Origin of the sequence: Duganella violaceipulchra, assembly GCF_019166075.1 — a bacterium.
Classification (GTDB): Bacteria; Pseudomonadota; Gammaproteobacteria; order Burkholderiales; family Burkholderiaceae_D; genus Rugamonas; species Rugamonas violaceipulchra.
The window spans coordinates 26,723-37,197 of sequence record NZ_JAHTGR010000016.1 but is presented as its reverse complement, the minus strand read 5'-3'; the positions used below and the strand labels follow the sequence as shown (position 1 = coordinate 37,197).

9 protein-coding genes are annotated in these 10,475 nt (G+C 63.4%); 3 read left to right on the top strand and 6 right to left on the bottom strand.

What is annotated here, in order from left to right; translation table 11 throughout:
* The first annotated feature begins 18 nt into the window (after positions 1-18).
* Positions 19-1,524, top strand: coding sequence for an NAD(P)H-hydrate dehydratase (locus tag KVP70_RS25380; protein ID WP_217945208.1), 1,506 nt, complete (start codon positions 19-21; stop codon positions 1,522-1,524).
* A gap of 3 nt (positions 1,525-1,527) precedes the next feature.
* Here the strand turns inward: KVP70_RS25380 and KVP70_RS25375 are convergent, their stop codons facing one another.
* Together KVP70_RS25375 and KVP70_RS25370 are read right to left on the bottom strand one after the other, a co-directional pair.
* Positions 1,528-3,033 carry a S41 family peptidase gene (locus KVP70_RS25375; protein WP_217945207.1) on the bottom strand — a complete coding sequence of 502 codons (1,506 nt, stop codon included), beginning with the start codon at positions 3,031-3,033 and terminating at the stop codon, positions 1,528-1,530.
* 61 nt (positions 3,034-3,094) lie between these two features.
* Positions 3,095-3,814, bottom strand: a complete 720-nt coding sequence (locus KVP70_RS25370; protein WP_217945304.1) for an ABC transporter ATP-binding protein — start codon at positions 3,812-3,814, stop codon at positions 3,095-3,097.
* Between the two features lie 31 nt (positions 3,815-3,845).
* Between KVP70_RS25370 and KVP70_RS25365 the strand changes: the two genes are divergently transcribed.
* The gene (locus KVP70_RS25365) at positions 3,846-4,508 is read left to right on the top strand and encodes an arylesterase (RefSeq protein WP_217945206.1); all 663 of its coding nucleotides are present in this window, start codon (positions 3,846-3,848) and stop codon (positions 4,506-4,508) included.
* Positions 4,509-4,521: 13 nt separating this feature from the next.
* On the opposite strand, the gene KVP70_RS25360 is transcribed toward KVP70_RS25365, so the two are convergent.
* Positions 4,522-5,568 (bottom strand): RNA-guided endonuclease InsQ/TnpB family protein, encoded by a 1,047-nt coding sequence (locus tag KVP70_RS25360; RefSeq protein WP_217945205.1) that lies wholly within the window; start codon positions 5,566-5,568, stop codon positions 4,522-4,524.
* 119 nt (positions 5,569-5,687) lie between these two features.
* Between KVP70_RS25360 and mnmH the strand changes: the two genes are divergently transcribed.
* Positions 5,688-6,743 (top strand): tRNA 2-selenouridine(34) synthase MnmH, encoded by a 1,056-nt coding sequence (gene mnmH, locus KVP70_RS25355; RefSeq protein WP_217945204.1) that lies wholly within the window; start codon positions 5,688-5,690, stop codon positions 6,741-6,743.
* 101 nt (positions 6,744-6,844) lie between these two features.
* Here mnmH and KVP70_RS25350 read toward each other — a convergent pair whose 3' ends face one another.
* The 3 genes from KVP70_RS25350 to KVP70_RS25340 all read right to left on the bottom strand — a co-directional run bounded on the left by KVP70_RS25350 (position 6,845) and on the right by KVP70_RS25340 (position 10,275).
* Positions 6,845-7,351, bottom strand: coding sequence for an FxDxF family PEP-CTERM protein (locus KVP70_RS25350; RefSeq protein ID WP_217945203.1), 507 nt, complete (start codon positions 7,349-7,351; stop codon positions 6,845-6,847).
* Positions 7,352-7,585: 234 nt separating this feature from the next.
* Positions 7,586-9,496, bottom strand: a complete 1,911-nt coding sequence (locus KVP70_RS25345) for a SurA N-terminal domain-containing protein (protein ID WP_217945202.1) — start codon at positions 9,494-9,496, stop codon at positions 7,586-7,588.
* Between the two features lie 191 nt (positions 9,497-9,687).
* Positions 9,688-10,275 carry a PEP-CTERM sorting domain-containing protein gene (locus KVP70_RS25340; RefSeq protein WP_229225082.1) on the bottom strand — a complete coding sequence of 196 codons (588 nt, stop codon included), beginning with the start codon at positions 10,273-10,275 and terminating at the stop codon, positions 9,688-9,690.
* Between the last annotated feature and the right edge of the window lie 200 nt (positions 10,276-10,475).

The window sequence follows — 10,475 nt, the reverse complement described above, 5'->3', positions numbered from 1 at the left end:
AGATGCTAAAATTGCACCATGAACCCACTCTACTCCTGCGCGGAGATACGCGCCATCGAAGAAGCGGCCGCCGCCGCGCTGCCGGACGGTGTACTGATGCAGCGGGCCGGCCAGGCCGGCGCCAACGCCGCGCTGGATCTGCTGCCGTTCTCCACCGCCAAGGCCAGGGTGCTCGTGCTAGCCGGCCCCGGCAACAACGGCGGCGACGCGCTGGAAACGGCGGCCCACCTGGCCTATGCCGGCGCCCAGGTGAGCATCCTGCATTTCCCGCCGCAGTCGATATCCTCCACCGAACGCGCGGTGGCCTTGCAGCGCGCCCAAACCAGCGACGCCCGCTTTGCCGAGCTTGATCTGGCGGAAGTGGCCGGCACCGACTGGACGCTGGTGGTCGACGGCTTGTTCGGCCTCGGCCTGCAACGCCCGCTGGCCGGCGCGCTGCGCGAGCTGGCGCTGGCGGTCAACGGCCTCACATGCTCGGTACTGGCGCTGGACCTGCCCAGCGGCCTCGATGCCGACACCGGCGCCATCGTCGGCCCGGACGGCGTGGCGATCCACGCCACCCACACCGCCACCTTCATCGGCAACAAGCCGGGCCTGCACACCTGCGACGGCCGCGACTACGCCGGCCTGGTGGATGTGGCGCGCCTGGACATCGACATCGGCCACTTCGCGCCGGCGCGGCTGCACCTGAACGACGTCAAATTCTTCTCGCGCCATTTGCGCTCGCGGGTGCACAACTCGCACAAGGGCAGCTACGGCAACGTGGCGGTGATCGGCGGTGCGCGCGGCATGAGCGGCGCGCCGCTGCTGGCAGCGCGCACCGCCTTGAACAGCGGCGCCGGCCGCGTCTACGCGCTGTTCGTGGAAGACCCGCTGCCATGTGACAGCGGCCAGCCGGAACTGATGTGCCGGCTCGCCGACGATTTCGACATGCGCTCATCGACGCTGGTGATCGGCCCCGGCCTGGGCGCCTCGCGCCTGGCCTCGGCCCTGCTGGCGCGCGCCATCGCCAGCGACAGCGCGCTGCTGGCCGATGCCGACGCCCTCAACCTGCTGGCGGCGGAACCGGCCTTGCAGGCGGCGCTGGCGCAGCGGCCCGGCGGCTGCGTGCTGACCCCGCATCCGCTGGAGGCGGCGCGCCTGCTGGGCGCCACCATCGCCGAGGTGCAATCGGACCGCGTGGGTGCGGCCCGCAAGCTGGCGGCCAAGCTGAACGCCAATGTGGTGCTGAAGGGTTCCGGCACGGTGATCGCGGCGCCGAACGGCGACGCCGTCATCAACACCACCGGCAATCCGGCGCTGGCCAGCGCCGGTACCGGCGACGTGCTGTCCGGTCTGTGCGGCAGCCTGCTGGCGCAAGGCTGGCCTTTGTGGGAGGCCGCGCTGGCCGGGGTCTGGCTGCACGGCATGGCGGCCGACGTGCTGGTCACCGAAGGCAGCGGTCCGATCGGCCTGACCGCCAGCGAACTGGTGCCGGCGATCCGCGTGGCGCTGAACCGCATGGTCCAGCACCACGGCCGCTGAAGCTCAGCGCCCGGCCAGGTCGGCCTCGATCGCCTTGAGGAAGACGGGCGGCGACCACTCGACGTCATTGACATAGATCGCCGGTGAGTAGAATTGTCCCGCCGCACGCGCGCGCCCCACGTACACCTTGTTCGGGATGATGACCTTGGCCAGCCCCGAAGCGAGGTCCTGCACGCGCACTTCCATGTAGGTCGAATCGGCGGCGCTGGGCGCGCCGATCAATTTCGTATTCGGGAACATGGTGAAGTAGTCCAGCGCGTCAAGGCAGGCGCTGGCGCACTGGCCGGGCACCACCACATATACCGGCGCGGTGAAGGCAGGCGGATCGTCGGGCGGCTTGCCGGCGCCGCCATCCTGCCCGCTCTCAGCTGCGGAGTCCTGCTCGACATAGAACTTTTCGCCACGCGCCAATGCGGTCTGCATACCCTCGGCAATGAGGCCGATTTCAAGCGCGACGCTCTCCTGCTTCTCTTGCCGCAACAGACCGACCAGCTCCGCCACATAGGCGATATTGGCGGGCGAGGTGCGCCACCACACATGTTCCTGCGCCGAGCGCGCGTTGATGCTGCGGGACACCCGGCCAGCGCCCCACAAGGCCTGCGCAAATTCCAGGCTCCACGCCGACGAGCCGCCCTGGTTGTCGCGCAGATCGATCACCACCGCATCCGCGTCCAGATAGCGCTGCCGATGGTCGCGCACCTCGGCCGTCATCGCCCGATAGGCTTCGCGCTGCCGCTCGTCGGGCTGGAAGGTCGGCATCGATACCCAGTACAGCTTTGCGCGCGGCTCGGTCAGGCCGACCGGCAGCGTCGGACCGTTGTAGTTGACATTGCGCCAGGCCGTGGCTTGCTCGGTGAGCGGGCGCCAGGCCAGGGGCAACTCCGTCTGCTTGTCGTTCAGCGTGAAGCGGCAACGCGTCGGCAGCTTGATGAAGGGATTGCCCTTGTCGATGAAGACGTCGCGGCCATACACCCACCAGTGTCCCCGCTCTTCGATGCGGCGCTCAAAGGCGAACACATTGCGCTCGGCCAGTTGAGTCATGCTCAGCCCATCGCAGCTGTCGATGCGCGCGCCGGCAGGCGGACCGCCCGGCTCCGATTTGTAGACCAGCATGCCGTCGCCGCGCCATGCCGCCACAAAGCCTGGCCAACGCAGCGGCAGCTGGTCGATGGCGCCCACGGCAACGCCGGCGTGGCCGTCGTGGATCTGGGTATTGAAGCGCTGCAGCGCGGCCCGGTAGCCGGCGCTGTTGCGCACCCGGGCCGCCAGCGCCAGGCCGGCCGAACGCGCCTTGGCCAGATTGTTGCGGAATGCGGGATTGGCGGGATCGTGGGTGCCCGGGTGGTTGTCCAGCGTGATCTGGTAGGCGGCTTCGATGTCGGCGATGGCCGCCTGTCGCCATTGCTGCGGCGAGTGCGGTGGCGCGGGTGTCGCGGATGTTGCGGCGGCGGAAGCGCCGCCAGCGAGCATCAGCGTTATGGCGGCCGTGCGGCGGACGAAATTGAACATATTGTTTATATCAGGTTGCAAGAAAGGCTAGAACTTACGATATAAACAAGTCCCCGTCAACTCACACCAGGCGGCCCGCCGCGATGGTGATGGTGCGGCTGCAACGCGCCGCCATCGCCTGGTCGTGCGTGACCAGAACCAGTGTCGAGCCGTGCTGGCGGTTCAATTCGAACATCAGCTTGATGACGGCCTCGCCGGTGGCGGCGTCAAGGCTGCCGGTCGGCTCGTCGGCGAACAGCAGCGGCGGTTCGGTCACGAAGGCGCGCGCCAGCGCCACGCGCTGCTGCTCGCCGCCGGACAAATACTTGGGATAGTGCTTCAGCCGGCTGGACAGCCCTACCCGCTCCAGCATGATCTCCGCGCTCTCGCGGGCGTGATGCGCGCCGCGCAGCTCCAGCGGCAGCATGACGTTTTCCAGCGCCGTCAAATGCGGCAGCAGCTGGAAGGACTGGAACACAAAGCCCAGTTTTTCCTTGCGCAGCACGGCGCGGCCATCCTCGTCCAGCGCGTAGATATCGACGCCGTCCAGCACCACCTTGCCGGCGCTGGGCGTGTCCAGGCCCGCCAGCAATCCAAGCAAAGTCGACTTGCCGGAGCCGGAAGCGCCTACAATGGCGAGCGTCTCGGCTTTTTGCACGGTAAAATCCACCTCGTGCAAGATCGTCAGTTCGCCGCTGGCGTCGGCCACGCGCTTGGCCAGGCCGCTGACGGCGATGGCGGGCTGTGGACCGGACGCGGTGGCTGCAACGACGCTGGCCGTCACGCCCGGTCCGTCCGGCATGAAATTGGAAGACGCTTTAGGGAAATCAGGCATGCTGAATGTGTTAGTTGGAATAAAAAACGGTTTATCAAGAAAACTGAGTACTCAGGCTCTGGCCGCCCTGCTGCTGGCATCGGCGGCGGCGAGCGCCTATTCTGCACCAAAAACCGTGCTGGTGCTCGGTGATAGTTTGTCGGCCGAATACGGCCTGGCGCGCGGCGCCGGCTGGGTCGCGCTGGCGGAGCAGAAACTCAAGGATCAAAACATCCAGGCCACCGTGGTCAACGCCAGCGTCAGCGGCGAGACCACCAGCGGCGGCCGTTCGCGCCTGCCGGCGCTGCTGCAAAAGTACAAACCGGCGCTGGTGGTGATCGAGCTGGGCGCCAACGATGGCTTGCGCGGCCTGCCGGTGGCCGCCGCCGAAACCAATCTGCGCGCCATGGCCGATGCCGCCACCAAGGCCGACGCCAGGGTCATGTTGATCGGCATGCGCATGCCGCCCAACTACGGGCGCGACTATGCCGACAAGTTCTACGCCATGTATGGCAGCTTGAGCAAGGAGATCAAGGCGCCGCTGGTGCCGTTCATGCTCGACGGGATCGCCGACCAGCCGCAACTGTTCCAAGCCGACCGCCTGCATCCGCTGGCGACGGCCCACCCCACCATCCTGGCCAATATCTGGCCAGTCCTACAAAAAAGCATCAAGGCAAATTGACGTCCTCTCCGCCCTAAAGAATGGAGATTCCTACCGCTAGCGTCGCACGTCCGCGACGGAGAATATTGACCGCAGCATTAAGATCACGATCATGTACAGCACCGCAATCGCTACAGCACCACTCTCTTACTCCAAGGTCTGCGATACCCATCGGCCTCGTATCGGGCAAAGCGCCACAATGCGAGCAGACCTGGGTGGTGAAACGTTCGTCGACTTCCTCGAACCAGGCGCCATGCTTAACAGCCTTGTACGCCAGTTGTGTACGGAAGGACGACCAGCCGACATCGTAGACCGACTTCGCCATGCTGGTTTTGGCGAGTCCTTGCGCATTGACGTTGCCGACCACGATATAGTCGAAGGCGGCGATGATCGCGCTGGTATGGGTGTGCAGAAAATTGAGCCTGCAGTTGGCGATCTTGGCGTGGATGGCCTTGATCCGCCGCTTCTTGCGCGCGCGCTGGGCACACGCCAGCGCCGCCTCGGCTTCCCGGTAAAAGCGAGGTGCTTCGACGGTGCTGCCGTCACTCAAAGTCGCCAGCATCTTCAGGCCGAGCTCGATACCGACCCCGCGCACGGGGACGCGGACCGGTGCCGGTTCCACCTCGACGACAATATTGAGAAACCAGTTGCCGCGCCGGTCGCGCGAAAAGTTGGTGCCATCGAGGATTTTCCCTTCCGGCAGAGGGCGCGAGTAAAACACACGAAACGTGCGGCCAGCGAACCGGAAGGCGTTGCCTTCACGCTTGAGTTCACGTCCCTTCAACGGCACCCAGCCCATCGCCTTGCGGCCGCGATAACGCAGGTAAGGCCGGCGGGATATGGCGCGCGAATTGGCGTAGCGCTGGCAGATGTCGTTGACCGTGCCCGAATGCAGACCAAGCTCTTTGGAGCAACCGCTGGTCAGCTTGATCAGGTCAAATCCCGTATGCCAGCGCCGGCCGAAGCGCAACGCATCCTTTTGCCGGTCGTTGCAGTAATTCCAGACGAAATTGACCGTCCGTGCTTGCTGGTTCAGCAGACCGGTCAGGGATTTGACGCGATATCGGTAGACCAGTTTCATATTTATTTGACCACTGCCGAACGCATGAGTTCCATGTTTTCTTCCCTCGCATCGACTCCTGCGGAGTCGGCTCCTTTCACTCCTCGCCCTGAAGGACGAGGTTTCTCGGAACAATTCTGATGAAGTATCCACAAATTATCGGCTTCGACGACGCGCTCCTGCAACTGGACCGCTTCGACGCCATCATCGACGTCCGCAGCCCAGCCGAATTCGCGCTAGACCACCTGCCGGGCGCCATCAACGCGCCGGTGCTGGACGACGAGCAGCGCATCCGCGTCGGCACCATGTACAAGCAGGTCAATTCGTTTGAAGCGAAGAAGGTCGGCGCCGCGCTGGTGGCCAAGAACATCGCCGCCCACATCGAGGCGCTGTGGCTGGACAAGCCGCGCGAATGGCGCCCGCTGATTTATTGCTGGCGCGGCGGCAACCGCAGCGGCTCTGTGGCACACATCCTGGCCAAGATAGGCTGGCCGGTGGCGCAGCTGGACGGCGGCTACAAAGCCTTCCGCGCCCACGTCAACGCGGCGCTGGAGCAGGCGCCGGCGTTGCATTTCAAAGTCATCTGCGGCACCACCGGCAGCGGCAAGAGCCGCCTGCTGGAAGTGCTGCACGCGCATGGCGCGCAGGTGCTGGACCTGGAGCAGCTGGCCGCGCATCGCGGCTCGGTGCTGGGCAACCTGCCCAGCCAGCCACAGCCCAGCCAGAAGGCATTCGAGACCGCCATCTGGCATGCGCTGCGCAACTTCGATCCGGCGCTGCCGGTGTTCGTCGAATCGGAAAGCAAGAAGGTCGGCAACCTGCGCGTGCCGGCGGCGCTGATGGATACCATGCGCGCCTCGGACTGCATCGCGCTGACGCTGTCGCGCGAGAATCGCGTGCGTCTGCTGATGGAAGATTATGCGCATTTCACCGATAGCCCGGCCTCGCTCAACGAGCAGCTGGAACATCTGGTGGCGCTGCACGGCCGCGAGACGATCAAGCGCTGGCAAGCCATGGCGGTCGACGGCGCCATGCCGGTGCTGGTGGAGGAATTGCTGGCCGACCACTACGATCCAGCCTACCTGCGTTCGATCGACCGCAACTTCGTCAAGTTCGCCCAGGCGCTGCCGCTGGAACTGCCGGATATCGATGCCGAGGCTTTCCACCACGCCGCGCTGTCGCTGATGGCGCGCTAACGGCACGCGGCGACCGCGCGCACAACACAAAAGCCCTGAAGCCGGCATGCGGCTTTCAGGGCTTTGTCATATCGACAGCGCGTGTATTGGCCGATCAGGCGTCAGCTTTTTTTGCGGCGGCGCCCGATGAACGACAGAATGCCCAGGCCGCCCAGCATCATGATGTAAGTTTCCGGCTCCGGCACCGGATTCACGTTCAGTCCGCCCGAATAGCTGGCGGTGACGCTGTTCGTAACTCCCTTCACCGTCAGCACCAAGGGACCGGTGACCCAGACCGGGTTGAGCGTACCGATTTCGACCGCGCCGGCGGGCGTGAACGTCAAGGCATTGCCGTTCAAGCTGGCCGAGATGAAGTCGATGTCGTGGCCACCGCTCAGATTCATGGTTTGCAGCCAGCCGTCCAGCACGCTGGGGCCGACCGATGGGCTGAAGGTGATGACATCGGTGAACGTGCCCGTCGCCAGATGGGTCACACCAAAGGCTGTGCTATAGCCAATAACAGGATTGCCGCTGAGAGAAAATCCCAGCACCTGACTGTCGCCGGCGGCATAACTTGACATCGAGGCGGCCGCCAGCACAGTCCCGATGAAGAACGATTTTAGTTTCATATTTTCCCCGTAAAAAAATGTGGAAACCAGATGCGCCTGATGAGCTAGCTGCGCGAATTAACGTTACACCCGCCCAATTTAGATGTCAATAAATTATTCAAAAAGAACAACTAACTAGCGAAAACGAAGGGATCGGCGGGACAATGCGGGAGATCGGGGGAGCGGTGCGGACGCACCGTGAGAGGAAGGGCGCTACGGAGCCGGGAAGCGCGTTGCGCTTCCCGGATGAGGACATTACTTCACTTCTGCTACTGTGGTTTTTACGATCGGCTTCAAGATCTTGACCTTGGCCTTTTGCTTCAGCAGTTCTATGTAGTCATGCATCTCTTGCTGGGCAACAATGCTGCTGATCTGCTCGGCTTCTGACTTGCGACGGGCCTCGTCCTGCACTTCAGGCTGCTGCACCTTGCCGATGCGGTAGATGCCGTAGCCCATGCCCGGCACATCCACGCCAACGTAGGCTGGCAGCTTGGCGGTATCGGCTTTCATCACTTCCTGCATCGCCAGGCCGTTCACGCCTTCCGGCTTGGAACGGGACACCAGCTTGGCGGCGCCGAAACCGGCGGCGTCGCCGGATTTCTTGAAGGCGGCCAGTTTCTCGGCGCCGGTCTTGGCGGCCAGCTTGGCGGCTTCTTCCATCGTCACGCGCTGACGGATGGCGGCGTCGACTTCGGCCAACGGACGCTTGCTGGCCGGCTTGAATTCGACGATGCGGCCGGCCACCAGGGTGCTCGGCGCGGTCTCGACAGCTTCTGTGTTGCGCTTGCTGCTGATCGACTCGTTGGAGAACAGCGCGGCCAGGAACTTGGCGTTGTTGTACGGCGCAGTAGCGGCCATCGGCGTCGGCGTGCGCGAAACATTGGCAGCCGTTTCGATCTTCAGGCCCAGCTTGTCGGCAACCGGCTTCAGGCTGTCAGACTGCTCGTAGACGGTATTGGTGAAGGCTTCCGCCATTTCCGAATACTTCTTCGCGGCTTTCTGTTTCTTCAGCGCTTCGGCCACTTCGTTCTTCACTTCGTCCAGCGGCTTGACCACGGCTGGCTTGAGCGCGGTCACGGTCAGCACGTGGAAACCGAATTCCGACTGCACCGGATCGCTGATCTCGCCCTGCTTGAGCTTGAGCACGGCCGCTTCGACCGGCGCCGGCAGCGAACCCTTGGTGACGATGTCCAGATCGCCGCCCAGCTCGCCCGATGCCGGATCTTCCGACTTGGCCTTGGCGACCTTGGCGAAGTCGCCAGGGGTCTTGCGCAGCTCGGCCACGATGGCGTCGGCCTTGGCCTTGGCGGCGGCGGTGTCGGCGGCGTTGGCGCCCTTCTTCAGCGCGATCAGGATGTGCGCGGCGCGGCGGCTTTCGGCCGTCGTGAAGCCGGCCTGGTTGGCGGCGTAATACGCGGCCACTTCGGCGTCGGTCACGGCGATCTGGCTCATCACGGCAGCACTGTTGAAGACCACGTATTCGATCTTGGCCTGCTCAGGCACTTCGAAGAACTTGGCGTTCTTGTCGTAGAAAGCCTTGACCATGGCGTCGGTGATTTTCACTTGCGGCACGAAATCGGCCACCGGCAGCAGCAGCTCCTGCACTTCGCGTTCCTGCGCGCCGATATCGGACAAGGTCTTGGCCACGGCGCGCGGCGCGAAGCCGGTGGCCTGGATGGCGTTGCCCAGCTGTTGCAGGGTCATGTCGTGGCGCATGCGCTGGTCATACATGGTCGGCGTCATGCCTTGCGCGGCCAGGATGGTCTTGTAGCGCTCCATGTCGAACGCGCCCTCGCCGCCGAACTGCTCCTTGATGGTTTTTTGCAGCTGGGCGTCGCTGACGCTCAGGTGGGAACGCACCACTTCGGCAGCCACGGCGCGCTCGGCGATCAGCTGGTCGAGGATGTTTTGCTTGAATTCCGGGGTGTCGAACATCTTCTGGTCGAACTGCGCGCCCAGTCGCTGGCGGTAGCTGTCCAGCTGGTTGCGCACGGCATTATCGAACTCTTGCTGGCTCAGGGGTTTGCCGTCGATCTTGGCGATCGTATTGGCGTCGTCGCCGAAGCTCTTGTAACTGCCGAGGCCGACGAATGCGAACGACGGGACGATGATAATCGCCAGGAGTATCTGCATCAAACGTTGATGGGTACGAATAAATTCAAACATGGTCTGCCAATTCGGATTGAGTGGAACTTGCACATACAAAAAAGGCGAACTCGCGTTCGCCAATTCCGGTTGGCGGATTTTACAGCGCGCCCCCCTCTATAGCAAGAGTAAATCATTGGCAAAACAGTCACGCCGCCACACCGGACAACAAAAAGCCCGCCGAGGCGGGCTTGGTGTTACAAGGCCGGCAATCAGCCCTGGCGGCGGCGCGCGACCACGCCCAACAGGGCCAGGCCACCCAGCAGCATGCCGTAGGTTTCCGGTTCAGGCACGGCGGTGATCGATACGCGGTCCAGCAAGGCGCCCTGGTTGTCGCGACCCTGGTCGGCGAAGCTGAAACCCACCAGGCCGGTGGTGCTGGCGGTATAGGTCAGGCTGAAGGTCTGGAAGCCATCGGCGGCCGAACGGGTGAATACCTGGCTGCCACTACCGAAACCCACTTCAACGGTGTCGTTACCCGCGCCGCGGTTGTTGCCCGCCAGGTCGAACGACAGTTTGTAGGTGACGCCAGCATTCAGCGAAACCGAGTTGAACAGCAGACCAGCGCGACCGGTCGAGCCGTCCAGGTCGACGTAGCGGCCATTGCCCGGCACCAGATCGAAGAAGCCTGGCGCGCCGATGACGTCCACGGTGCCGCCGGCGACAGCCCAGCCGCCCTGGAAGTTGGTGGCGTTCAGTGCCAGTGTATCGGTGTCAAAATTATCGGAAAAAACCGGCGCCGCCTGGGCCGCCGATGCGCACAACAAAGCTGCGGCAATAGCAAATTTCTTAAAAGCCATAATGTATCCCCTTGGTAAATTGTCGATCAAATAACAAAATGAATATTGATTCAGTTTTGCAGCATGTATCTTACTATTGATGAGCTAGGCACTTGCGCACGATACCGCTGGCAAACATTTGTTTCTAAAGCGAATATTTATCGCAAGAAGCCGGATATTCAAAGGAAGGGGATTGAAATAATACAGCTCGGAAAAAGAAA

Coding starts and splice junctions, on each gene's coding strand:
- KVP70_RS25380 (WP_217945208.1), top strand. CDS start 19: ATGAACCCACTCTACTCCTGCGCGGAGATACGCGCCATCGAAGAAGCG.
- KVP70_RS25375 (WP_217945207.1), bottom strand. CDS start 3,033: ATGTTCAATTTCGTCCGCCGCACGGCCGCCATAACGCTGATGCTCGCT.
- KVP70_RS25370 (WP_217945304.1), bottom strand. CDS start 3,814: ATGCCGGACGGACCGGGCGTGACGGCCAGCGTCGTTGCAGCCACCGCG.
- KVP70_RS25365 (WP_217945206.1), top strand. CDS start 3,846: ATGCTGAATGTGTTAGTTGGAATAAAAAACGGTTTATCAAGAAAACTG.
- KVP70_RS25360 (WP_217945205.1), bottom strand. CDS start 5,568: ATGAAACTGGTCTACCGATATCGCGTCAAATCCCTGACCGGTCTGCTG.
- mnmH (WP_217945204.1), top strand. CDS start 5,688: ATGAAGTATCCACAAATTATCGGCTTCGACGACGCGCTCCTGCAACTG.
- KVP70_RS25350 (WP_217945203.1), bottom strand. CDS start 7,351: ATGAAACTAAAATCGTTCTTCATCGGGACTGTGCTGGCGGCCGCCTCG.
- KVP70_RS25345 (WP_217945202.1), bottom strand. CDS start 9,496: ATGTTTGAATTTATTCGTACCCATCAACGTTTGATGCAGATACTCCTG.
- KVP70_RS25340 (WP_229225082.1), bottom strand. CDS start 10,275: ATGGCTTTTAAGAAATTTGCTATTGCCGCAGCTTTGTTGTGCGCATCG.